This window comes from Asanoa siamensis (assembly GCF_016862555.1).
Classification (GTDB): domain Bacteria; phylum Actinomycetota; class Actinomycetes; order Mycobacteriales; family Micromonosporaceae; genus Asanoa; species Asanoa siamensis.
Map to the genome: position 1 here is coordinate 1 of NZ_BONE01000014.1, position 22,202 is coordinate 22,202.

A 22,202-nucleotide genomic window follows, 5' to 3' on the forward strand; every position below is an offset into this window, starting at 1 on the left:
TGGGCGATGGTCCGGGCCCTGCGCGCCAACCCGGAGATGAACAACTCCTTCACCGAGGTCGGCGGCAAGCCCGCCGTGGTCCAGCCGACGCACGTCAACCTCGGCATCGCGATCGACCTCAAGCGCCCCGACGGCACCCGCACCCTGGTCGTGCCGTCGATCAAGGCCGCCGACACGATGGACTTCCGGCAGTTCTGGCAGGCCTACGAGGACATCGTCCGGCGGGCCCGGCGCAACGAGCTGACCATGGACGACTACGCCGGCACGACGATCTCGCTGACCAACCCGGGCGGCATCGGCACGGTGCACTCCCAGCCGCGGCTCATGATCGGCCAGGGCACGATCATCGGCGTGGGCGCGATGGAATACCCGGCGCCGTACGCCGGCATGTCCGAGGAGCGCCTTGGCGACCTCGCCGTCAGCAAGATCATCACACTGACCAGCACCTACGACCACCGGATCATCCAGGGCGCGCAGTCCGGCGAGTTCCTCAAGACCATCCACGAGTTGGTCCTCGGCGAGCACGGCTTCTACGACCAGATCTTCACCTCGCTGCGGATCCCCTACGAGCCGGTCCGCTGGATGCGCGACGTCGCGGTCAGCTCCGAGGGGCAGATCGACAAGACGGCGCGGGTGATCGAGCTCATCCACGCCTACCGGGTCCGCGGTCACCTGATGGCCGACACCGACCCGCTCGAGTTCAAGATGCGCAAGCACCCCGACCTGGACGTGCTCGAGCACAACCTGACCCTGTGGGACCTCGACCGCAGCTTCCCGGTCGGCGGCTTCGCCGGCAAGCAGACGATGCGGCTGCGCGACATCCTCGGCGTGCTGCGCGACAGCTACTGCCGCCGCGTCGGCGTCGAATACATGCACATCCAGGCCCCGGAGGAGCGGCTCTGGATCCAGGAGCGGATAGAGCGCAAATACGAGAAGCCGACGCCGGAGGAGCAGAAGCACATCCTCAACCGGCTCAACGCGGCCGAGGCGTTCGAGACCTTCCTGCAGACGAAGTACGTCGGCCAGAAGCGCTTCTCGCTCGAGGGCGGCGAGTCGCTGATCCCGCTGCTCGACGAGGTGCTGCAGACCGCCGCCGAGGGTGACCTCGACGAGGTCGTGATCGGCATGGCGCACCGCGGCCGGCTCAACGTGCTGGCCAACATCGTCGGCAAGCCGTACGAGAAGATCTTCTCCGAGTTCGAGGGGCACATCGACCCGAAGTCGGCGCACGGCTCGGGCGACGTGAAATACCACCTCGGCCAGAACGGCAAGTTCACGACGCCCGACGGCGAGCACGCGATCAGTGTCTCGGTGACCGCCAACCCGTCGCACCTCGAGGCCGTCGACCCGGTGATGGAGGGCATCGTCCGGGCAAAGCAGGACCGCATCGACCTCAAGCTGGAGGGCTACACCGTCCTGCCGCTGGCCATCCACGGCGACGCCGCGTTCGCCGGCCAGGGCGTGGTCGCGGAGACGCTCAACCTCTCCCAGCTACGCGGTTACCGCACCGGCGGCACCGTGCACGTGGTCGTCAACAACCAGGTCGGCTTCACCACCGCCCCGGAATACTCGCGGTCCTCGCTCTACTCGACCGACGTCGCCCGGATGATCCAGGCGCCGATCTTCCACGTGAACGGCGACGACCCCGAGGCCGTCGTCCGGGTCGCCCGGCTGGCCTTCGAATACCGCCAGACGTTCAACAAGGACGTCGTGATCGACCTGGTCTGCTACCGGCGGCGCGGTCACAACGAGGGCGACGACCCCTCGATGACCAACCCGCTGATGTATTCGATCATCGACCAGAAGCGGTCCGTCCGGAAGCTCTACACCGAGGAGCTGATCGGCCGGGGCGACATCACGGTCGACGACGCCGAGGAACTGCTGCGCGACTACCAGCAGCAGCTCGAGCAGGTGTTCAAGGCGACCCGCGACGCGGCCGCCACCGGCACCCGCCCGGCCCGCACCCGGCAGTCCGAGCCGGAGCCGGTGGTCGAGACCGCGGTCCCGATCGAGGCAGTGCGCGCGGTCGGCGAGGCGCACGTCAACCTGCCCGAGGGCTTCACCCCGCACAAGCGGCTCCAGCAACTGCTCGACCGGCGCCACAAGATGTCCGTCGAGGGCAACATCGACTGGGGCTTCGGCGAGATCATCGCGTTCGGCACGCTGCTCGCCGACGGGGTGACCGTGCGGCTGGCCGGCCAGGACTCCCGCCGCGGCACGTTCGTGCAGCGGCACGCCTCGGTCGTCGACGCCGACACCGGCAAGGACTTCCTGCCGCTGGCGACGCTGACCAAGGACCGCGCCCGGTTCTTCGTGCACGACTCGCTGCTCTCGGAGTACGCGGCGATGGGCTTCGAATACGGCTACTCGGTGGAGAACACCGAGGCGCTCGTGCTCTGGGAGGCGCAGTTCGGCGACTTCGCCAACGGCGCCCAGTCGGTGGCCGACGAGTTCATCACCTCGGGCGAGGTCAAGTGGGGCCAGCAGTCGGCGCTCACGCTGCTGCTGCCGCACGGCCACGAGGGCCAGGGCCCCGACCACACCTCCGGCCGGCCGGAGCGCTGGCTGCAGATGGCCGCGGAGGACAACATCCGCGTTGCCATCCCGACGACCCCGGCCAACTACTTCCACCTGCTGCGCCGCCAGGCCCTCTCGCCGAAGCGCAAGCCGCTGGTGGTCTTCACGCCGAAGTCCCTGCTGCGGCACAAGCTGGTCACGTCGTCGGTCGAGGACTTCACCACCGGCACGTTCCAGCCGGTCATCCCCGACACCAGCGACCTCGACGCGGCCGGCGTGCGGCGGGTGCTGCTCTGCTCCGGCAAGGTCTACTACGACCTGGTGCAGGCCCGCGCCGACCGCAAGATCACCGACACCGCGATCGTCCGGGTCGAGCAGCTCTACCCGCTGCCGGTCGACGAGCTGAAGCAGGCTCTGGCGCAGTTCCCGAACGCGGTCGACTTCGCCTGGGTCCAGGAGGAGCCGGCCAACCAGGGTGCCTGGTCGTTCGTGGCGCTCAACCTGCTGGAGCACCTCGAGGGCGTCCGGCTCCGGCGGATCTCCCGCCCGGCCGCCGCCGCCCCCGCGGTCGGCTCCACCAAGCTGCACGACGCCGAGCAGCAGGCCCTCGTCCAGGCGGCCCTGCCGCAGGCCACGGAGAGCTGATGTACTTCACCGACCGCGGCATCGAGGAGCTCGTCGAGCGCCGCGGTGGCGAGACGGTGTCGCTGGAGTGGGTCGCCGACCGGCTCCGCGACTTCGTCGACGACAACCCGGAGTTCGAGACGCCGATGGAGCGCTTCGCCACCTGGCTGGCGCGCCTCGACGACGACGAAGACTGAGCGCTCCCAGGACCGAGATCACTGCGCCCCACTGACCAACCTCGGTAGGTTGGGTTGGTGGGGCGCAGTGTCTATATCGCGGGTTTCGGCGAAGGTGGCGGCAAGTCGACGGTGGCGCTCGGCCTGGCCGAGCTGCTCTCGCGGCAGGTCGGCCGGATCGGGGCTTTCCGCCCGCTGGTGACGTACCCGGGTCACGACCCGATCCTGGACCTGCTCCGCGACCGCTACGCGATCTCGCTGCCCGCCACGGACCTCCACGGCGCCACGTACGCCGAGGCCGCCGCGCTGGTCGCCGCCGGGCGCCGGGAAGATCTGATCTCCCGGATCGTCGAGCGCTACCGGGCCATCGAGCGCCAGGTGCCGGCGATGGTCGTGATCGGTAGCGATCTCGAGGACAGCGACGACCCCCGGCAGCTCGGCTTCAACACCCGGCTCGCGACCGAGCTCGGCAGCGTGGCCGTCGCGGTGGTCGACGGGCAGACCGAGGACCCGGCGTCCGCGATGAGCACCGCGTACCACAGCCTGACCGACCTCGGCGCCACCGTGCTCACGGTGATCGCCAACCGCGCGCCCGCCGGGGTCGTGCCGCCCGCGCTGCCGGTGCCCGCCTACGTGATCCCCGAGGTGCCCACCGTCTCGGCGCCGACCGTCGGCGAGGTGGCGACCGCGCTCGGCGCGACGGTCCTCTCCGGCGACGCCGCCGCCCTCGACCGGGACGTGCTCGACCTGGTGGTGGGCGGCGCGCACGTGCCGGCGTTCATCGACCACCTGACCGACGGCTGCCTGGTGATCACGCCGGGCGACCGGGCCGACCTCATCGTCGCCGCGTCCAGCGCGCACGCCAGCGGCCTGGTCGCGGTCGCCGGCCTGATGCTCACGCTCGGCGAGCGCCCCGACCCGCGGGTGCTGCGGCTGGTCGACCGCCTCGACACGGGTCTCGCCGTGCTCTCGGTCGAGGCCGACAGCTACCACACCGTGGCGGCGGCGTCCCGGATCGAGGGCCGGCCCAGCGCGACCAGCCCCCGCAAGGTGGAGGCCGCGCTCGGCGCGTTCGAGTCGCATGTGGACACCACCGCGCTGGCCGGCCGCCTGCAGGTGGCGCGCTCGTCGCGGGTGACACCGCTGATGTTCGAGTACGACCTGATCGACCGCGCCCGCTCCACCCGCCGTCGGCTCGTGCTGCCCGAGGGCACCGAGGAGCGGATCCTGCGGGCGGCCGAGATCCTGCTGCGCCGCGGCGTCGCCGACCTGACGCTGCTCGGCGCGCAGGACGACATCGCCCGCCGGGTCCGCGAGATCGGCGTCGACATCACCGGCGCCACCGTCGTCGACCCGGCCACCAGCCCCTGGCGGGACGAGTTCGCGGCCACGTACGCCGGCCTGCGCTCGCACAAGGGCGTCACCCTCGACCTGGCCCACGACGTGGTCGCCGACCCCAACTACTTCGGCACGCTGATGGTGCTGGCGGGCCAGGCCGACGGCATGGTCTCGGGCGCCACCCACACGACCGCGGCCACGATCCGGCCCGCGTTCGAGGTGATCAAGACGGTGCCCGGGGTGTCGGTCGCGTCCAGCGTTTTCCTCATGCTGCTCGCGGACCGGGTGCTCGTCTACGGCGACTGCGCCGTCAACCCCGACCCGGACGCGGCGCAACTCGCCGACATCGCCCTGTCCAGCGCGGAGACCGCGGCCGCGTTCGGCATCACGCCGCGGGTGGCCATGCTGTCCTATTCCACCGGCACGTCCGGCGCGGGCGCCGACGTCGACAAGGTGGCCGCGGCGACGCGCATCGTCCGGGAGCGCCGGCCGGACCTGCCCGTCGAGGGCCCCATCCAGTACGACGCGGCGATCGACGCCGACGTCGCCGCCACGAAGCTGCCGGGCAGCCTGGTGGCCGGGCGGGCGACGGTCTTCATCTTCCCGGACCTCAACACCGGCAACAACACCTACAAGGCCGTGCAACGGTCGGCCGGCGCGGTCGCGGTGGGCCCGGTCATGCAGGGCCTGCGCCGCCCCGTCAACGACCTGTCCCGCGGCGCGACGGTGAAGGACATCGTCAACACGGTCGCGATCACGGCCATCCAGGCGGCGGCCCGATGAGCCGGGTGCTCGTGCTCAACTGCGGTTCGTCGTCGGTCAAGTACCGGCTGCTCGACGTGCCACGCTCCCCCGAGCCCGAACCCGTGGTCGTCGCCAGCGGCGTCGTCGAGCGGATCGGCGAGGACGCCCCGGGCGCGCCCCGCGACCACGCCGAGGCGCTGTCGGCGGCCCTGGCGGGGCTGCCACTCGACGGGTTGACCGCCGTCGGCCACCGCGTCGTCCACGGTGGACTGACATTCACCGCTCCGGCCCTGGTCGACGACGTGGTGGTCGCCGCGATCGCCGAGCTCGTGCCGCTGGCGCCGCTGCACAACCCGGCCAACCTCGCGGGCATCGAGGTCGCCCGGGCGCTGCTGCCGGGCGTACCCCAGGTGGCGGTCTTCGACACGGCCTTCCACCGCACGCTGCCGGCCGCGGCGAGCACCTACGCCATCGACGCCGCGACCGCGGAACGCTTCGGGATCCACCGGTACGGCTTCCACGGCACGTCGCACGCGATCGTCTCGCGGCGCACGGCGGCGCTGCTCGACCGGCCGCTGGCGGAGGTCAACACGATCACGCTGCATCTCGGCAACGGGGCGAGCGCCTGCGCGGTCGAGGGTGGCCGCAGCGTGGCGACGTCGATGGGGCTCTCGCCGCTCGAGGGCCTCGTGATGGGCACCCGCAGCGGTGACCTGGACCCGGCGATCATCTTCCACCTGCACCGGGTGGCCGGGATGCCGATCGAGGAGATCGACGAGCTGCTCAACCGGCGCAGCGGCCTGGTGGGGCTGGCCGGGGTCAACGACATGCGCGCGCTGCTGGCCCGGCGCGCGACCGGTGACCCGGCGGCCGCCCTGGCGTTCGAGGTCTACTGCCGACGGATCCGGTCGTACGTGGGCGCCTACTACGCCGAGCTGGGGCGGCTGGACGCGATCACGTTCACGGCGGGCGTCGGGGAGAACGCGCCGGCCGTACGGGCGGCCGCCCTGGCCGGGCTGGACCGGCTGGGCATCGAGGTCGACGCGGCCCGCAACGACGCGCCCGAGCGCGGGGCACGGGTCATCTCACCGCCGGACGCGCCCGTGGCGGTGTGCGTGGTGCCGACCGACGAGGAGTGGGAGATCGCGAGCCAGACGCTGGGCGTGCTGGCTGCCTAGCCCGGCGGCCCGGCCCGGCGGCCTGGGCGGCTCAGCCCAGGGCGAAGACCAGCACGAGGACGATCACGACCGCGGCGGCGACCACACCGCCGATGATCAGCGGCAGGCGGTTGGGGGCGGCGGGGGCAACGCTGGGGGCGGCGGCTTCCTCGCGGGCCGTGAAGGCGCGGAACGCCTCCGTGTTGCCGCTCGGGTCCCGGTAGTCGTCAGACATGCCGACGACCATAGCGAACCGGTTCGACCACCCCAAACACCAGAAAGGCTGACGTCTGTCCGGTTCCCAGCACTTACCGTGTGCTCATGGGGGGAAGGCGGTCGTTGCTGGCATTGCTCGCCTTGCTGCTCCTGTTCGCGATCTCCGCATTCGTCCCGGCCGTGGCCGCCCCCGGCGGCACGTCCGTCGGCGCACCGGTCGGTTACCCGGTCGGCGTCCGCACCCTCCATCTCGACCGCGGCCCGGCGCGCCCGCTGCCCACCACGGTCTGGTACCCGGCTGCCCCGTCACCGACCGGCCAGCCCGGCACCGGCACGGTCGGCCGCGACAAGCCGTTCGCGCCGGGCCGCTTCCCGCTGGTGGTGTTCAGCCACGGCCTGCAGAGCCGCCCGGAGGACCACGTGCAGCTGACCACCCGCTGGGCGGCGGCGGGCTTCGTGGTGATCGCGCCGGCGTACCCGCACACCAAGAAGAACGCCCCCGCCTACACCCGCGACGACCTGGTCAACCAGCCCGCCGACGCGTGGGCGGTGGTCACGGCGGTCAGCGGCCTGGATACCGAGCCGGGTGACCTGTTCGCGGGCCACCTGGACGTCGCCGACGTGGTCGCCGCGGGCCACTCGGGCGGCGCCTACACGGCGGCCGCGATGTTCAAGAAGGGCCACTCGCCCCGCCTGAAGGGCGCGATCGTGATCGCCGGCGCCCGCCCACGCTTCGAGTTCGGCGGCCCACCGGCGGCGATGCTCTTCATCCACGGCGACGCGGACCCGACGGTCCCCTACGCGACGGGCCGGGCGGTCTACGCGCGCGTGCCGTGGGACAAGGGCTTCCTGACGCTGCACGGCCTCAACCACGGTTCCTACCTGTCGCCGGGCAACCGCGGGTTCAATGAGGTCATGACGTCAACCACCGACTTCCTCCGCTGGCGGCTGGACGGCGACAAGCACGCCCGCTGCGCCCCGGGCACCCTGCGCACCGCCTTCGGCCCCGACAAGCCCCTGTGCGGATGAGCGGGACTTCTCCCGGCGATGACAGCACCTCCTCGGCCCGTCGTCGGTCATTCCGTGCCTGTCCCGGGTCCGCGGTGGGCACGACCGTCGCTCCCGCCGGACACCGCTCGCTCCGCTTCGCTGCCAGGTCCGCGGTTGGTTGCGCCGCCTTTCTGAGTGCGGTGCTGTTGGCCGGTTGCAGTGCAGACGCACCGTCACGCACGCCGGTGTTCCGCACCCCCGTGCCGTCGCCCAGTGTCGTATCGGTCGTGCCGCAGCCGAAGGTGACGGCGCCGGCGCGGGCGTTTGAGGTGGCGGTGCGGGACCTCGCGCTCAGCCGGGACGGGCGCGCGCTGCCGACCACCGTCTACTATCCGCAGGGTGCGGGCCGGTTCCCCGTCGTGCTGTTCAGTCACGGGCTGGGTGGGTCGCCGGCCGACTACGCGCCCTTGTTGCGGCGCTGGGCCGCCGCCGGGTTCGTGGTCGCGGCGCCCGCCTATCCGCACACCAGCGGCGACAGCGACGACTACGACGTGCTGGACGTGGTCAACCAGCCGGCCGACGCCTCGTACGTGATCGGGAAGGTGCTCGAACTCGACGGGCGCACCGGTGACCGGCTCTTCCGGCGGATCGCCACCGATCGGGTCGCCGCCGCCGGGCACTCGGCCGGTGGGATCACCACCGTCGGGATGTTCACGCTGGCCCGCGATCCCCGGCTCGATGCCGGTGTCGTGCTGTCCGGCAACGCCCTCGGGGCCGGCACCGGGTTCCGCGGGACACCGGCGCCGATGCTGTTCGTGCACGGCGAGCGGGACGAAACCGTCTCGTACGCGTCGGGAAAGGCCGCCTACGACGCCGTACCCTGGCCGAAGGCGCTCCTGTCCTTTCCCGAGGGTGACCACGGCACCACCCTGCTGCGGGACGGCGGCGCGTCCTTCCGGGTCCTGGCCGCGACCACGACGGAGTTCCTGCGGTTCACGCTCTACGGCGATCCCGCGGTGAAGCCGCGGATCACGGCGGCGGCCGCCCGCGACGACGTCGCCACCCTCGACGACCGGCTCTGACGCACACCGACGCCGCGGCGGGGACAGTGCCCCGCCGCGGCGTCGCGCGTCACTTGACCGGCTTGCGGTTGTCGGCGAACAGGTTGGTGCTGTTCTGCCAGCTCACCCCGGTCTGCGTGGGCCGCGCGATCACGCCGTAGCGGAAGTCGCGGCCGAACAGGTTGTCGCGGAACACGATGCCGGAACCGTTGAGGTCGTCCCGCACACCGATGGAGTAGTTGCCGCCGTTGCAGAAGTTCTGCTCGAACAACAGGTTGGTGACGCTCGGCCCGGTGGTCGAACCGATCATGATGCAGGCGTTGAACGGGTCCTTCGTGGTCGGGTTGTAGGCCTCGATCGTGTTGTGCCGGACCACGATGTTGGAGCCGGCGGTGGTCTGCATCGCGTCGTTGTGCGAGCCGGACGCCCGGGTCAGGTGGTGGATCCACGAGTCGATGACCTGGCTGTTGGTGCCGAGCCGCGGGCCGTCGATCGTGTTGAAGATCTCCACCTTCTTGAGCGTGTAGCCGCCGCAGCACACCGTCGCCGAGTTCTTGCCCTGGCCGTCGATCGTCACGTTCTCGACGAGCAGGTTGGCGTTGGCGTCACTCACCTTGATCGAGTAGTTGCTGCCGCAGCTGATCTTCGAGTTGCGGATGATCACGTTCTTGGCGGTGACCGTCACGCAGCCCTTGATGTCGAGGCCGCTGACGACCTGGCCCGCCTTGGACAGCGTGAGCCCGCCCGAGGCCTTGAGCGCCGTGCCGTCGGGCACGCCCGTGTTGCTCGGCCCGGGGAACGAGCTCGGGATGCCCGGACCCTGTCCACCGCCCGCGGGCGGTGCCTCGACCGGCTTCGTCGGTTTCGGGTCCGGCTTCGCGGTCGCGGTCGGGGTGGGCGTCGGCTTGGCGGTGGGCGTCGGCGCGGTGGTCGGGGCCGGCTGCGTCGGTGCGTCGCCGCCACCGGGCACGGCCACGCCGCCGTCGACGTTGACCTTCTGCCCGTTCCACGTGGAGTCGATGATCGTCGCCGGCGCGGCGTCCGAGTACATGAAGCCGTTGCGGCAGCCGTGCAGTGCGACGCGCACGGCGGTGTAGTTGCCGAATACGACCCCGTTGGTCTTGCTTTCCTGACAGAAGATCTGCGTGTCCTCGATCCGCGTGCCGTCGAACCCTTCGAACACGCGAACCGAGTGATAACCCCCGTATCGAATGGTGCTGTTCCGGATGGTTACGTTGTCAGCCTTTACGTACAGGTACCCGTTGATGGTCTGCCCGTCGATCACGGTGCCGGGCTTGGTCACGGTGACCGACCCGGACTTGGCGACCGCCACCCCGACGCCCGCGGCGCCGAGCCCGAGCACGGTCAACGCCACCAGCAGCGCACGTCCGGGCCGTCGGAAGCTGAACCTCCTCCCGGTGCCGTGCGGTGCTCGTCGGGTGCCTTTGCGGGCTGCCGAAAACATCGAGATCTGACTCCTTCGAAAAGCTTTCCGTGGGTGCCACCGCGGAACGGGAGCGACTTTACCGGGCACGGGAGAACGCGCAGACGGACAGAAAATCCGTTGTGGATCTGGCCTTTAGCGATCCTTAAGAGCGGCTGTGCGGACCCTTACATGCGGGATTTCGGTTCGCTGATAACCAGCATTTGTCCGATTTGAACTTTCCTAAAGGTCCGGTTTCTCGCCAACCCGAGATTGGGGCATCCCGTAGCCCGGAAGAGTGATCCATTTGCCCAGCTCGCGCCCCCTGGCGCGGCCGCCCGTACGCGAGAATGTCCGGCTATGCGGGACAGACCGGCGGGCGTGACCGACACCGACCTCGTCAGCGGGCTGGCAGCCGGCTGGGGTCTGGCCGTGCGCACGGTCGACTACCTGCCGGTCGGCGCGGGCAGCTACCACTGGTCGGCCGTCACGACCGACGACCGGCGCTGGTTCGTCACCGTCGACGACGTGGCCGGCGGCGCCGCGCTGGACGCTGCGCTGGCCACGGCGCTGAGGTTGCGCGCGGAGGCCGGGCTGGACTTCGTCGTCGCGCCCGTCGCCACGGTGACTGGCGGCCCCACCTGGCGACTCACCCCGCGGCACGCGCTGTCCGTCTATCCGCACGTCGACGGCACGACCGGCGACTTCGGCCCGCACCCGCCGGCGGACCGCGCCCGGGTCGTCGACCTGCTGGCCGCGCTGCACCTCGCCACGCCGGTCGTCGCGGCCACCGCGCCGCGCGCGGACCCGCGCCTGGCCGGCCGCGACGGTCTCGATCGCGCGCTGGCCGACCTCGACCGCAGGTGGCCCGGCGGTCCCTACGCCGAACCGGCCCGCGACCTGCTCGCCCGCCACGCCGACCGGGTCGCCGGCTGGCTCGCCGACTTCGACGGGCTGGTCGCCGAGATCCAGGCGACGAGCGCCTCCTGGGTCGTCACCCACGGCGAGCCGCACCCGGGCAACGTCCTCCAGAGCGCCGAAGGCCCGCGCCTGCTCGACTGGGAGACCGTGCGGCTGGCCCCGTCCGAGCGCGACCTCTGGCTGCTCGACCCCGACCCGGCCCTGCTGACGCGCTACACGGAGGCGACCGGGATCGCGGTGTCCCCGGCGGTCATGGCGTTCTATCGACTGCGGTGGCGACTCGACGACATCGCGATCTTCGTCGACGACCTGCGCCGCCCGCACGGCGCCACCGACGACCCGGCCGCGGCGCTGCGCTATCTCACCGGATATCTCACCTGGCAGGGCGACTGACGGGCACCTGCGAACGGTGGGCAACAACCACCACCAGGTTGTCGCCACGGCTCAGCTGATGCCGGTCCGCCGCGTGATCAGGCGGATGGTCGCCCGGCCGCCCTCGGCCGTCGCGCTCGCCGAGCTCGTCAGCGCGGTCAGGACCTTCCACGCGAACGAGCTCTCCGCGGGCAGTCGCGCGCCGACCACCGTCGGCACCTCGACCTCGACCAGCAGCGCGTCGTCGGTCACGGAGAACCGGCACTCCAGCTCGGCGCCCGGCGTCGCGACGACCAGCAGCATCGCGCAGGCCTCGTCGACGGCGATCCGGAGGTCTTCGATCTCGTCCAGGGCGAACTGCAGCCGGGCCGCGAGCGTCGCGGTCGCGGTGCGGAGCACGCCGAGGTAGCCGCCGTCGGCGGGCACGGACAGGAGCACGACGTCGTCGTCGAACGTCGCGCCGGAATCGGACTGCGTGGTCATCTGGCTCACCGGTTGCGGACTCTACCGGGTTGTAAGGAAACCTGCCGACGGCACCGGCCGGCACCCACAGCGGGGCGCCGGCCGGTCACAGGTGCGAGAACCGCTCAGGCCTGCTTGGTCTCCCAGAAGATCTTCGCGATCTCGTCGATCTTGGCGAGCAGCTTGTCGCCGGTCGCCGGGTCGACGGACTCCTTGGTGCCGGCGCCGCCGGCCAGCTTGGTGGCCTCGTTGAACAGCTGGTGCAGCTGCGGGTACTTCTCGAAGTGCGGCGGCTTGAAGTAGTCGGTCCACAGCACCCACAGGTGGTGCTTGACCAGCTCCGACCGCTGCTCCTTGATGAGCAGCGCCCGGGTGCGGTAGACCGGGTCGTCGTTGGCCTGGTACTTCTCCTGAATCGCCTTGATCGACTCGGCCTCGATGCGGGCCTGAGCCGGGTCGTATACGCCGCACGGCAGGTCGCAGTGGGCGCTGACGACCGTCCGCGGCGTTAGGAAGCTTGGAAGTCGCATCTGGACTCCTCCAAAGAAAGCTTACGATGATCCTCGCTGTGGACATTACCCTCGGCGCTCCACCGAAACATCGCGGAGGAACGTTCGTGGCGTCACTTTTCGCCGTGCTGGTGCGCGGTCCGTCGATGGCGCCCACCATGCGTGACGGTGACGCACTACTGGTGTTGCGCGGCGGTCGTCCGATCCGTCCCGGCGATGTCGTGGTCGCCAGTTTCCGCGCGCGCCCCGATCTGCTCGTCGTGAAACGCGCGGTCCGGCCCCAGGACGGCGGCTGGTGGCTGCGGGGCGACAACGAGTTCGTCACCGACGACTCCCGCGCGTACGGCGTCGCCGAGGTGCGCGGCCGCGTCGTCGCGCGTTACTGGCCGCGGCCGTCCCGGATCCGGTCACGCACTATGCTCGACAGTTAGCGGGCAACCCCCGCTGTGCTTCGCCGGTCACCGCTGACCTCGCGTCGAGCCGGCACCTCTCTGCCGGCCGACCTTCGACGCGATTATGGAGTACTGCACATGTCCGCAGAGGATCCGGTTTTCCAACTGCACCGCGGCGGCAAGATGGCGGTCACCTCGACCGTCCCACTGACCAGCCGCGACGACCTCTCGCTGGCCTACACACCGGGCGTCGCCCAGGTGTGCGAGGCGATCGCGGCCGATCCCACGCTGGTCGACGACTACACCTGGGTGTCGCACACGGTGGCCGTGGTCACCGACGGCTCCGCCGTCCTCGGCCTCGGCAACATCGGCCCGCGCGCCGCGATGCCGGTCATGGAGGGCAAAGCCGTGCTGTTCAAGCAGTTCGGCGGTGTCGACGCCGTGCCGATCTGCCTCGACACACAGGACATCGACGGCATCATCGACACGGTGACGGCGCTCGCGCCGTCGTTCGGCGGCATCAACCTCGAGGACATCAGCGCACCGCGCTGCTTCGAGATCGAGCGCCGGCTCGACGAGGCGTTGCCGATCCCCGTGTTCCACGACGACCAGCACGGCACCGCGATCGTCGTGCTCGCCGCGCTGCGCAACGCGGCGTCCCTGCTCGAACGCAAGCTGACCGACCTGCGCGTGGTGGTCAGCGGCGCCGGCGCGGCCGGCATCGCGGTCACCAAGATGCTCGTCGCGGGCGGCGTCAACCCGGCCGAGGTGCTGCTCGTCGACTCGCGCGGCATCCTGCGCTCGGACCGTCCCGACCTGGCCGCGCCCGCCGCGGTCGCCAAGGCGGAGATGGCCGCGCTGACCAACCCGCACCGCCGCGACGGCGGCATCGCCGAGGCGCTCTCGGGCGCCGACGTGCTCATCGGCGTGTCCGGCGGCGAGATCCCCGAGTCGGCGGTGGCCACGATGGCCTCGGGCGCGATCGTCTTCGCCCTCGCCAACCCGACACCCGAGGTGCACCCCGAGATCGCGGCGCGGCACGCGGCCCTGGTGGCCACCGGCCGCAGCGATTTCCCCAACCAGATCAACAACGTGCTGGCGTTCCCGGGCATCTTCCGCGGCGCGCTGGAGGCCCGGGCCACCCGCATCACCGAGGGCATGAAGGTGGCGGCGGCCGACGCGATCGCGAACGTCGTCGCCGACAGCCTGAGCCCCGAGGCGTTCGTCCCGTCGCCGCTCGACCCGCGCGTCGCACCGGCGGTCGCCACCGCGGTCGCCGAAGCCGCACACCGCGACGGCGTCGCCCGGGTCTGAGAGATTTTTCCCGGGTCCGCCGGGGGCACGACCGTCGCTCCCGCCGGACACCGCTCCGCTTCGCTGCGCTGCCAGGTCCGCGGTTGGCACCACCAACCACGGACCTGGTGCCGTTCTCGCTCTGCTCTGCTTCCATGGGCGCGGCGCCGCGGCCGCCCAGCGGCTAGATTCCACACATGCGTGCTGCCTTCGCGACCAAGTTCGATGACGCCAACCCGTTGTCCGCGCTCGCCGTCGGTGAGATGCCCGAACCCGAGCAGCGCGACGGCTGGGCCACCGTCGAGGTGCGGGCCAGTTCGCTCAACCACCACGACCTCTGGTCGCTGCGCGGCGTCGGGCTGCGCGAGCAGCAGCTACCGATGATCCTGGGCTGTGACGCCGCCGGCATCGCGCCGGGTGGCGAGGAGGTCGTCGTCTATCCGGTCATCACGACCCCGAGCGACCCGCGGGGCTACTCGCTCCTGTCCGAGCACTTCCCGGGGACCTTCGCGCAACGCGTCGCCGTACCCGTGGAGAACCTGGTCCCGAAGCCGGCCGACCTGTCCTGGGCCGACGTCGCCTGCCTGCCGACGGCGTGGCTGACCGCCTACCGGATGCTGACCACCAAGGGTCGGGTCGACGAGACCGACGCGGTGCTGATCCAGGGTGCCGGCGGCGGCGTCGCCACCGCGGCCGCGCTGATCGCCGTCGCCATGGACAAGCGGGTCTACGTCACGAGCCGCGACGCCGACAAGCGCGACCGGATCAGCGCGCGCGGCGCGACGGCCCTCGAGCCGGGCGCGCGGCTGCCGGAACGGGTCGGCGTGGTGATCGAGACGGTCGGCGAGGCGACGTTCGAGCACTCGATGAAGGCCAGCGCCCCCGGCGCGCGCATCGTCGTGTCCGGCGCGACCTCGGGCCACCTACCGACATTCGACCTGCGCCGGGTGTACGCGATGCAACTCGAGATCCTCGGCAGCTCCATGGGCACCCCCGGCGAACTCGCCGCGCTGCTCGCGTTCTGCGCCGACAAGGCCGTCCGCCCGATCGTCGACGAGGTGATCGGCTTCTCCGAGGTCGAGCGCGCCTTCGGCCGCCTCCACGAGGGCGACGTGTTCGGCAAGATCGTGCTGGACCACACCCGCTAAACGCGGGCCTCAGCCGACCCCGAGGGCGCGGTTGCTCGCCGGCGCCAGCATCAGGCCGCAGAGCAGCAGGCCGAGCGCGATCAGCAGCGCGCCGAGCCAGGCCAGCCCGCCCTGGATCATGTAGTAACCGACGGCACAGAGCATGAGCTGCAACACGATGCCCGGCCCGCGGGCGCCGGCGCGGCCCTGGCCGAGCGCGCGCCCGATCAGGAACAGCGCCAGGGCGCCGAACGCCGCGAACACGGCGAGCAGCAGGCCCGACGTGGTGTCCACCGCTTCTACCGTGAGCAGCTCGTACACCAGGTAGGCGGTGAGCACGACCATGCCGGCGGCTTCCGCGAACAGCAGCCACACGGCGGCGCGCAGGGTGCTGGGCGCGGGCTCGGCGGGGGTCTCGGACACGCGGCCACGATACCGCCGCGGTGCGCGACACAGCTCACGGGCGCGGCAAAGGCCGCACGGAGGGTGACCGCACGCGGGTACAGTCCGCCACATGCGGGCCTTGCTGGTGGTCAACCCGAAGGCCACCACAACCTCCGAACGCAGCCGCGACGTCCTGATCCGTGCGCTGCGAAGCGCTGTCGACCTGCGGGTCGAGTTCACCCGCCGGCGCGGCCACGCGGTCAACCTGGTCCGCGAGGCGGCGCGGCACGGCGTCGACGTGGTGGTCACCCTCGGTGGGGACGGAACGGTCAACGAGGCCGTCAACGGCCTGATGGGTGCGCTGCCGGAGCTGCCGCCGCTGGGCGACACCACACCGGCCGAGCGGTTGCCCGCCCTCGCGGTCGTACCCGGTGGATCGACGAACGTCTTCGCCCGGGCCATCGGGCTCCCGAAAGACTGGATAGAAGGCACCGGCGTGATCCTCGAGGGGTTGCGCGCGGGCCGGTTCCGCACGATCGGGCTCGGCCGGGCGGACGACCGCTACTTCACTTTCTGTGCAGGATTCGGTCTCGACGCGGCGGTCATCCGGCGCGTCGAACGGGCCCGATCGCGCGGCCGTGTGTCGACGAACACGCTGTATCTGCGGTCTACGTTCGGTGAGTATCTGGCGACCGACCGGCGCCATCCGGCGATCTCGCTGGAGCGGCCGGCCGAGACGATCATCGATGAGCTCGCCTCGGTGATCATCCAGAACACCACGCCGTGGACCTATCTCGGCGATCGGGCGGTAAGCCCCAATCCGGACGCTTCGTTCGATCTTGGACTTGACGTGCTGGCCCTTCGTCAGCTAGCGGTCGCGACCACGACACGCACAGTCACGCAGATTTTGTCGCCGCGCACGAATCCCCACGGCCGGCAAATCGTTCAACTCCACGACATTCACGAATTCACGCTGCTCGCGAGGCGTCCCGAGGCCTTCCAAGTCGATGGCGACTATCTCGGCGAGCGGGAAAAAGTCAGATTTACCTCCGTGGCGCAAGCGCTGAGAGTAATCTGCTGAGGAGCGGGTACGGGGTGTCAGGGCGCGGATTTTGGCCGTCGCAGGGGTGACACGTGCCGGAAATGCCAGTAATGTGGCCCGGACCGTACTACATTGATTGCGGCTGGCGAAATCCGGGTGCCGGGCAGTTGCTCGAAAACCGGACAAAGGGGTCGTGAGCTTGCTCACCCGCTCAGACTTTTTCGCGGCGTCCCCCTTGACATCGCGACAGTTCGTGAAAGTATTCACAAGCGAAAACGAGTTACGGGAACGTTGCCCGCGAGCACTTAGCGAGCACCCTCGGCGCCGTTCCCGAAGGCTAGTCGCCTGCCCACGTGGTGCCGACGTGTCGGATGCTCACCGTCACGGAGTGCAACGCGCGCGCATATAGAAAGATCCACCCGCATCTGTTTGCCATCGCTGAACGAGGAGTGTTGCCGCCATGGACTGGCGCCACCATGCTGCCTGCCGCGACGAGGACCCGGAGCTGTTCTTCCCGATCGGCACTTCCGGTCCGGCTCTGTTGCAGGTCGAGCAGGCCAAGGCTGTCTGCCGGCGGTGCTCTGCGACCGACCAGTGCCTGCAGTGGGCTCTGGAGTCCGGTCAGGACGCCGGCGTCTGGGGCGGAATGAGCGAGGAAGAGCGGCGCGCGGTCAAGCGCCGTGGCGGCCTTCGGGTCCTGCGCGCTCACTCCGCCTGATCAAGAGCACCAACCGCAAGGACGCCCCGGGCAACCGGGGCGTCCTGCGTTTTCCCGAAAGTCGTTCAACTGCTGTTCACCTTCGCCGTTCCTAGCGGACGCTGGTGATCCGGCAGGTCCCGCCCGGTGCGGGCGCGTCCAGCGACGCGCTCTCCTCGACGGCGACCACGCCACCCGCGGGAACGTTCCGGGCCGTCATCGACCGCGTGTCGATCCGCACACCGTCGGCGTCGAGATACTCGACCTGGATGTGGGCCGTACGCGTGTCCGCGCCCGTGTTCCGCACCTCCAGGGCGACCGTGCCGGTCGACCCGCTCAGGTCGCACGCGGTCACGTCGACCGACATCTCCTCCGCGCGCGCCCGGTTCTCCCGGTCGCCGAGCCAGATCACGACCGTGACCAGGCCCAACAGCCCGATGATGGTCAGCGCGCCCGGCAGCGTGGTGTAGAAGGGCGGCTTGGTCGGCTGGCCCGCGTCGCTGGTCACGGCCGCAAGCTATCCGCCCAGCCCCGCCAAACGGAGCAATCACTCCAAAGTGGGCTGTGCCAGCTACCGATGCCTGGACTGTCAGTCGGCATGGAGAAGCAGTGCCGGCTACCGATGCCTGGACTATCAGTCGGCATGGAGAATCCAGGCCGACGGTGGTCCCGCACGCGGCGGCAAGCCCGGAAACCCCGGCCAACGTTGGACCGTCACGTGCCGGCACGCCCTGAAACCCAAGCCCACGGTGGTCCCGCACGGAGAGTCGTTCTCCGCGCCCGGGTGGTCCGCGCCGCAGCCGACATGCTTTCGCACGTAGCCACATGCGAAAGCATGTGCGGCGCCGGCAAGCCACGAAATCCAGGCCGACGGTGGACCCGCACGTGGCGGCGAGCCACGAGACCCGGCCGGTTCCCGTGCGATCCCGAACCAGGTTCGGGGGTCGGTGGCCTGACGGCCTTCGGTATCCGGCCGATGTGCGGGTTTGGGTCAGGCCGCGTAGGCCATCGTGCAGATCGGTTCGCGGGCCGTGCGGCTGCGGGTCAGGACCAGGTGGGCCAGTTCCGCCGCGCCGCCCAGTGGCTCCGCGACCACTGCCGCGCCGGCTGAGCGGGCCGCTGTGATCACCGTCTCGTGCAGGAGGCCCGGCGCCAGGAAGTAGGACGCGACGCCGATGTGGCGGGCGCCCTCGGCGCGTAGGCAGGCCACCGCCTCGTCGCCCGTCGGTGCGGCCGCCGAGGCGTAGGCGACCTGGCAGGGTACGCCGCCGAGGGCGGTCGACAGGTTCGCCGCCACCGTCTCCACCGTGGTGCGCGCGGCCGCGTCGCGGGTGCCCGCCGCCGCCAGCACCACGCCGTCCAGCGGCAGCCGGCCCGGTGCCCAGACGCCCGCCGCCGACGAGGCCGCCGCCAGGCGCCGGCGTAGGGCCGCGAGCAGCAGCGGCGACGTCACACCGCCGACCGGGCCGAGCACGTCGGAGATCGACACGGGCATCCGCAACCCCTGCTCCCGCGCGGTCATCAGCGCCGCGGGGATGTCGACCCGGCCGTGGTACGCCGACGTCAGCAGCAACGGCACCAGCGTCGCCCGGGCCGCGCCCGCCGCCTCCAGGTCCAGGAGCACGTCGGCCGGCCGCGGCCCGGCGTGGTCGAGGAACGACAGCCGGACCGGCGTACGCGGCACGGAACGACGCACCGCGGCCACCAGCGCGGCGTTGGCGCGGGCCGCGCGCGGGTCACGGCTGCCGTGTGCCACCAGCACCAACGGGCCGGGTGCGGTGGGCTGCCAGAGGCGCAAGGTCATAGGTGCAGGCCGCATTCCGTCTTGTCGAACATCGCCCACCGGCCGGCGCGCGGGTCCTCGCCGGCCTTGGTGCGCCGCGTGCACGGCCAGCATCCGATGGAGCTGTAGCCCTGCTTGAACAGTTCGTTGACCGGCACGTTAAACCGGGAGATATAGCTGTCGACGTCGGCCTGCGTCCACGCCGCGATCGGGTTGACCTTGACCTTGCCCTTGCGGGCGTCGAACGCGACGACCGGCGTGTTGGCGCGGGTCGGCGACTCGTCTCGGCGCAACCCGGCGGCCCAGGCGTCGTAGTCGCCCAGCGCCCGCTCGAGCGGCTCGACCTTGCGCATGAAGCAGCACTCGTCGGGGGCGCGGTTGAACAGCCGCGGGCCATATTCCCCGTCCTGCTGGCCGACGGTCATCCGGGGGCGGATCGACCGCACGTTGACCGGCATGGTGCGGGCCACGGTGTCGCGGACCTTCAGGGTCTCGGGGAAGTGCAGGCCGGTGTCGAGGAACACGACGTCGACGCCGGGGGCGACGCGGGAGACCAGGTGGGCGACCACGGCGTCGGCCATCGAGCTCGTCACGCAGAACCGGGCACCGAACGTCTCGGACGCCCAGCGGGCGATCTCCAGCGCCGGCGCGCCTTCCAGGTCGCGGCCGGCGGCCTCGGCCAGGGACTTGAGCTCGTCGGCGGAGCGCCGGTCGGTCGAAGCCGGGCGCGGGGCACCGCCCAGCGACACCAGACCCAAGCCGGCGGCGTTCAGGGCACTCATCTGATTGCCTCACCTCTTCCGTCCGGGGGAACGAGGCCCGCGGCACGCAGGCCCAGGAACTTGACCGAGAAGACCCGTTGACAGCCGCGGCACTCCCAGGCGCCGTGCGACTCCTCGTGCGGCCGCAGGTCCTCCTCGGCGCAGTAGGGGCAGTACATCGGCGCGGCCCGCTCGCTCATCGCAGCGCCTCCTCGTCGGCCCGCATGACCCACTGGGCGAACGCCTCGTCCGAGCCCGTACGCCCGGAGAGGTAGTTGCGAGCCAGCCGCTCCACGTACGCGGGAAGCTCCTCCGCCGTGGTCTTGAGGCCGCGCAGCTTGCGGCCGAAACCGGCGGTCTGGCCCTGCGCCATGCCGAGGCCGCCGCCGAGGTGCACCTGGAACCCTTCCACCTGGCGGCCGTCGGGCCCGACCACCAACTGTCCTTTGAGGCCGATGTCGGCGGTCTGGGTGCGGGCGCAGGCGTTCGGGCAGCCGTTGATGTTGATGGTGATGTCGGCGTCGATGTCGCCGAGCCGCTCCTCCAGGCGGGCCACCAGCTCCTGGCCGCGCGCCTTGGTCTCGACGATCGCGAGCTTGCAGAACTCGATGCCGGTGCAGGCCATCGTCGAGCGCCGCCAGGTCGACGGCCGGGCCTCGAGCCCGATCCCACGCAGCGCGGTCACCAGCGCCTCTGTCCGCTCCTGCGGAACATCGAGAACGAGCAGCTTCTGGTACGGCGTGAGGCTGACCCGCCCGCTGCCGTGCGCCTCGACGACGTCGGCCAGCGCCGCGAGCTGCGACCCGGAGACCCGGCCGACGACCGGCGCGGCACCGACGTAGTAGCGCCCGTCGCGCTGCCGGTGCACGCCGATGTGGTCGATCGGCTGCTCGGGCAGCACCGGCGCCGGGCCGTCCAGGAGCGACCGGCCGAGGTATTCCTTCTCGAGGATCTCGCGGAACTTCTCGACGCCCCAGTCGGCGACGAGGAACTTGAGCCGGGCCCGGTGCCGCAGCCGGCGGTAGCCGTAGTCCCGGAAGATCGAGACCACGCCGGCCCAGACCTCGGGCACCTCGGCGAGCGGCACCCAGACGCCGACGCGCTGGGCGAGCATGGGGTTGGTGGACAGGCCACCGCCGACCCAGAGGTCGAAGCCCGGGCCGTAGTCGGGGTGCTCGACGCCGAGGAACGAGATGTCGTTGACCTCGTACGGCATGTCGGCGAGCCAGGAGATCGACGACTTGAACTTGCGCGGCAGGTTGGAGAACTCCTTGTTGCCGACGAACCGCGCGACGATCTCGTCGAGGGCCGGCGTCGGGTCGACCACCTCGTCGGCGGAGACACCGGCGACCGGGCTGCCCAGCACCACCCGGGGGCAGTCACCGCAGGCCTCGGTGGTCTGCAGGCCGACGGCCTCCAGCCGGCGCCAGATCTCCGGCACGTCCTCGACCCGGATCCAGTGGAGCTGGATGTTCTGCCGGTCGGTGATGTCGGCGCTGTCGCGGGCGAACTCGGTGGAGATCTGGGCGATGACCCGGAGCTGTTCGAGGTTGAGCTGGCCGCCGTCGACGCGTACGCGCAGCATGAAGTATTCGTCGTCGAGCTCGTGCGGCTCGAGCACCGCCGTGCGACCGCCGTCGATGCCGGCCTTGCGCTGGGTGTAGAGGCCCCACCAGCGGAACCGGCCACGCAGGTCGGCGGGGTCGATCGAGGCGAAGCCGCCGTGGGCGTAGATGTTCTCGATCCGCGCCCGTACGTTCAGCGGGTCGTCGTCCTTCTTGGTGCGCTCGTTGGCGTTGAGCGGCTCGCGGTGCCCGAGAGCCCACTGGCCCTCGCCCCTGGCGCGGCGGGGCGAACGGGCTGGGGTGCTGCTAACCGCCATCGCGGCGTTCCTCCGAGGATTTTCGGGGGGCGCGTCGCGCGAACGGGACTAGACAGAGAGATGCCCGGCGCGGACGCGCCCGGACGTGAGTCGGGCGTCGTCAGTGAGCCGGACACATGGCACTGCGAACGCGGCCGTAGTCGACATGGCGGCGGACCGTGAGGCCCAGCATCACCATGCGACGGTCGGCGGTTGCAGTCACGCTCATCATGCTGCCACAGCACGCTCCGATTGCCGCAGTCAGTCCCAGATGCCGGGCCCCGCTGTGGCCTGGTTCACGTTAGGCTGATCGGGCAGCTAGGGACATTTGCGGCGCTACGGGGGAGCCGCT

General features: G+C 70.9%; 22 protein-coding genes. 12 read left to right on the forward strand and 10 right to left on the reverse strand.

Annotation, left to right across the window (positions count from 1 at the left end; all coding sequences use genetic code 11):
- The 4 genes from Asi02nite_RS11240 to Asi02nite_RS11255 form a co-directional block, all read left to right on the forward strand.
- The coding region (locus tag Asi02nite_RS11240) for a multifunctional oxoglutarate decarboxylase/oxoglutarate dehydrogenase thiamine pyrophosphate-binding subunit/dihydrolipoyllysine-residue succinyltransferase subunit (protein WP_203712339.1) at window positions 1-3,162 on the forward strand (3,162 nt) is incomplete at its 5' end.
- A complete protein-coding gene (locus Asi02nite_RS11245; RefSeq protein ID WP_203712341.1) occupies window positions 3,162-3,338 on the forward strand; it encodes a DUF6104 family protein in 177 nt (58 codons plus the stop codon). The genes Asi02nite_RS11240 and Asi02nite_RS11245, both read left to right, overlap by 1 nt.
- A 57-nt stretch (window positions 3,339-3,395) precedes the next feature.
- A complete protein-coding gene (gene pta, locus Asi02nite_RS11250; RefSeq protein ID WP_203712343.1) occupies window positions 3,396-5,438 on the forward strand; it encodes a phosphate acetyltransferase in 2,043 nt (680 codons plus the stop codon).
- Window positions 5,435-6,577, forward strand: coding sequence for an acetate kinase (locus tag Asi02nite_RS11255; protein ID WP_203712345.1), 1,143 nt, complete (start codon window positions 5,435-5,437; stop codon window positions 6,575-6,577). Before pta ends, Asi02nite_RS11255 begins: the two co-directional genes overlap by 4 nt.
- Window positions 6,578-6,608: 31 nt before the next feature.
- Here Asi02nite_RS11255 and Asi02nite_RS11260 read toward each other — a convergent pair whose 3' ends face one another.
- Window positions 6,609-6,791 carry a hypothetical protein gene (locus Asi02nite_RS11260; protein WP_203712347.1) on the reverse strand — a complete coding sequence of 61 codons (183 nt, stop codon included), beginning with the start codon at window positions 6,789-6,791 and terminating at the stop codon, window positions 6,609-6,611.
- Between the two features lie 86 nt (window positions 6,792-6,877).
- Between Asi02nite_RS11260 and Asi02nite_RS11265 the strand changes: the two genes are divergently transcribed.
- Window positions 6,878-7,801, forward strand: a complete 924-nt coding sequence (locus tag Asi02nite_RS11265; protein WP_203712349.1) for an alpha/beta hydrolase family protein — start codon at window positions 6,878-6,880, stop codon at window positions 7,799-7,801.
- Window positions 7,802-8,049: 248 nt separating this feature from the next.
- The gene (locus tag Asi02nite_RS11270) at window positions 8,050-8,844 is read left to right on the forward strand and encodes an alpha/beta hydrolase family protein (protein WP_239126638.1); all 795 of its coding nucleotides are present in this window, start codon (window positions 8,050-8,052) and stop codon (window positions 8,842-8,844) included.
- A 49-nt stretch (window positions 8,845-8,893) separates the two neighbouring features.
- Here the strand turns inward: Asi02nite_RS11270 and Asi02nite_RS11275 are convergent, their stop codons facing one another.
- Window positions 8,894-10,198, reverse strand: coding sequence for a hypothetical protein (locus tag Asi02nite_RS11275; protein WP_203712353.1), 1,305 nt, complete (start codon window positions 10,196-10,198; stop codon window positions 8,894-8,896).
- A gap of 408 nt (window positions 10,199-10,606) precedes the next feature.
- On the opposite strand from Asi02nite_RS11275, the gene Asi02nite_RS11280 reads away from it, so the two are divergent.
- Entirely contained in the window at window positions 10,607-11,560 is a 954-nt protein-coding gene (locus Asi02nite_RS11280) for a phosphotransferase family protein (RefSeq protein WP_239126639.1), read from the forward strand.
- Window positions 11,561-11,611: 51 nt separating this feature from the next.
- Here the strand turns inward: Asi02nite_RS11280 and Asi02nite_RS11285 are convergent, their stop codons facing one another.
- A complete protein-coding gene (locus tag Asi02nite_RS11285; RefSeq protein WP_203712354.1) occupies window positions 11,612-12,022 on the reverse strand; it encodes an ATP-binding protein in 411 nt (136 codons plus the stop codon).
- A 104-nt stretch (window positions 12,023-12,126) separates the two neighbouring features.
- Window positions 12,127-12,531, reverse strand: a complete 405-nt coding sequence (gene sodN / locus Asi02nite_RS11290) for a superoxide dismutase, Ni (protein WP_203712355.1) — start codon at window positions 12,529-12,531, stop codon at window positions 12,127-12,129.
- Window positions 12,532-12,617: 86 nt separating this feature from the next.
- Between sodN and Asi02nite_RS11295 the strand changes: the two genes are divergently transcribed.
- The 3 genes from Asi02nite_RS11295 to Asi02nite_RS11305 all read left to right on the forward strand — a co-directional run bounded on the left by Asi02nite_RS11295 (window position 12,618) and on the right by Asi02nite_RS11305 (window position 15,343).
- The gene (locus tag Asi02nite_RS11295; protein WP_275410308.1) at window positions 12,618-12,941 is read left to right on the forward strand and encodes a S24/S26 family peptidase; all 324 of its coding nucleotides are present in this window, start codon (window positions 12,618-12,620) and stop codon (window positions 12,939-12,941) included.
- Window positions 12,942-13,040: 99 nt separating this feature from the next.
- On the forward strand, window positions 13,041-14,216 hold the full coding sequence (locus Asi02nite_RS11300) for an NAD(P)-dependent malic enzyme (protein WP_203712356.1): 1,176 nt from the start codon (window positions 13,041-13,043) through the stop codon (window positions 14,214-14,216).
- A 167-nt stretch (window positions 14,217-14,383) separates the two neighbouring features.
- Window positions 14,384-15,343, forward strand: coding sequence for a zinc-binding dehydrogenase (locus Asi02nite_RS11305; RefSeq protein ID WP_203712497.1), 960 nt, complete (start codon window positions 14,384-14,386; stop codon window positions 15,341-15,343).
- Between the two features lie 9 nt (window positions 15,344-15,352).
- Here the strand turns inward: Asi02nite_RS11305 and Asi02nite_RS11310 are convergent, their stop codons facing one another.
- A complete protein-coding gene (locus Asi02nite_RS11310; protein ID WP_239126640.1) occupies window positions 15,353-15,745 on the reverse strand; it encodes a hypothetical protein in 393 nt (130 codons plus the stop codon).
- Between the two features lie 91 nt (window positions 15,746-15,836).
- On the opposite strand from Asi02nite_RS11310, the gene Asi02nite_RS11315 reads away from it, so the two are divergent.
- Window positions 15,837-16,787, forward strand: coding sequence for a diacylglycerol/lipid kinase family protein (locus Asi02nite_RS11315; protein ID WP_203712357.1), 951 nt, complete (start codon window positions 15,837-15,839; stop codon window positions 16,785-16,787).
- Window positions 16,788-17,208: 421 nt separating this feature from the next.
- Window positions 17,209-17,466: a WhiB family transcriptional regulator gene (locus tag Asi02nite_RS11320; protein ID WP_203712358.1), complete on the forward strand. Its 258-nt coding sequence runs from the start codon at window positions 17,209-17,211 to the stop codon at window positions 17,464-17,466.
- A 91-nt stretch (window positions 17,467-17,557) separates the two neighbouring features.
- On the opposite strand, the gene Asi02nite_RS11325 is transcribed toward Asi02nite_RS11320, so the two are convergent.
- From Asi02nite_RS11325 to Asi02nite_RS11345, 5 genes are all read right to left on the reverse strand, one after another.
- On the reverse strand, window positions 17,558-17,953 hold the full coding sequence (locus Asi02nite_RS11325; RefSeq protein ID WP_203712359.1) for an FxLYD domain-containing protein: 396 nt from the start codon (window positions 17,951-17,953) through the stop codon (window positions 17,558-17,560).
- Between the two features lie 483 nt (window positions 17,954-18,436).
- On the reverse strand, window positions 18,437-19,249 hold the full coding sequence (locus tag Asi02nite_RS11330; RefSeq protein WP_239126641.1) for a sirohydrochlorin chelatase: 813 nt from the start codon (window positions 19,247-19,249) through the stop codon (window positions 18,437-18,439).
- Window positions 19,246-20,010 carry a phosphoadenylyl-sulfate reductase gene (locus Asi02nite_RS11335; protein WP_203712363.1) on the reverse strand — a complete coding sequence of 255 codons (765 nt, stop codon included), beginning with the start codon at window positions 20,008-20,010 and terminating at the stop codon, window positions 19,246-19,248. The genes Asi02nite_RS11330 and Asi02nite_RS11335 overlap by 4 nt, the downstream gene beginning before the upstream one ends.
- Window positions 20,007-20,189 (reverse strand): hypothetical protein, encoded by a 183-nt coding sequence (locus tag Asi02nite_RS11340; RefSeq protein WP_203712365.1) that lies wholly within the window; start codon window positions 20,187-20,189, stop codon window positions 20,007-20,009. The genes Asi02nite_RS11335 and Asi02nite_RS11340 overlap by 4 nt, the downstream gene beginning before the upstream one ends.
- The gene (locus tag Asi02nite_RS11345) at window positions 20,186-21,871 is read right to left on the reverse strand and encodes a nitrite/sulfite reductase (RefSeq protein WP_203712367.1); all 1,686 of its coding nucleotides are present in this window, start codon (window positions 21,869-21,871) and stop codon (window positions 20,186-20,188) included. The genes Asi02nite_RS11340 and Asi02nite_RS11345 overlap by 4 nt, the downstream gene beginning before the upstream one ends.
- Window positions 21,872-22,202: the final 331 nt, after the last annotated feature.

What these genes read in the sequence shown, in the direction of transcription:
- Asi02nite_RS11245 (WP_203712341.1), top strand. Translation starts at nt 3,162, where the DNA reads ATGTACTTCACCGACCGCGGCATCGAGGAGCTCGTCGAGCGCCGCGGT.
- Asi02nite_RS11265 (WP_203712349.1), top strand. Translation starts at nt 6,878, where the DNA reads ATGGGGGGAAGGCGGTCGTTGCTGGCATTGCTCGCCTTGCTGCTCCTG.
- Asi02nite_RS11345 (WP_203712367.1), bottom strand. Translation starts at nt 21,871, where the DNA reads ATGGCGGTTAGCAGCACCCCAGCCCGTTCGCCCCGCCGCGCCAGGGGC.
- Asi02nite_RS11255 (WP_203712345.1), top strand. Translation starts at nt 5,435, where the DNA reads ATGAGCCGGGTGCTCGTGCTCAACTGCGGTTCGTCGTCGGTCAAGTAC.
- Asi02nite_RS11300 (WP_203712356.1), top strand. Translation starts at nt 13,041, where the DNA reads ATGTCCGCAGAGGATCCGGTTTTCCAACTGCACCGCGGCGGCAAGATG.
- Asi02nite_RS11320 (WP_203712358.1), top strand. Translation starts at nt 17,209, where the DNA reads ATGGACTGGCGCCACCATGCTGCCTGCCGCGACGAGGACCCGGAGCTG.
- Asi02nite_RS11335 (WP_203712363.1), bottom strand. Translation starts at nt 20,010, where the DNA reads ATGAGTGCCCTGAACGCCGCCGGCTTGGGTCTGGTGTCGCTGGGCGGT.
- Asi02nite_RS11340 (WP_203712365.1), bottom strand. Translation starts at nt 20,189, where the DNA reads ATGAGCGAGCGGGCCGCGCCGATGTACTGCCCCTACTGCGCCGAGGAG.
- Asi02nite_RS11285 (WP_203712354.1), bottom strand. Translation starts at nt 12,022, where the DNA reads ATGACCACGCAGTCCGATTCCGGCGCGACGTTCGACGACGACGTCGTG.
- sodN (WP_203712355.1), bottom strand. Translation starts at nt 12,531, where the DNA reads ATGCGACTTCCAAGCTTCCTAACGCCGCGGACGGTCGTCAGCGCCCAC.
- Asi02nite_RS11260 (WP_203712347.1), bottom strand. Translation starts at nt 6,791, where the DNA reads ATGTCTGACGACTACCGGGACCCGAGCGGCAACACGGAGGCGTTCCGC.
- Asi02nite_RS11280 (WP_239126639.1), top strand. Translation starts at nt 10,607, where the DNA reads ATGCGGGACAGACCGGCGGGCGTGACCGACACCGACCTCGTCAGCGGG.
- Asi02nite_RS11315 (WP_203712357.1), top strand. Translation starts at nt 15,837, where the DNA reads ATGCGGGCCTTGCTGGTGGTCAACCCGAAGGCCACCACAACCTCCGAA.
- Asi02nite_RS11330 (WP_239126641.1), bottom strand. Translation starts at nt 19,249, where the DNA reads ATGACCTTGCGCCTCTGGCAGCCCACCGCACCCGGCCCGTTGGTGCTG.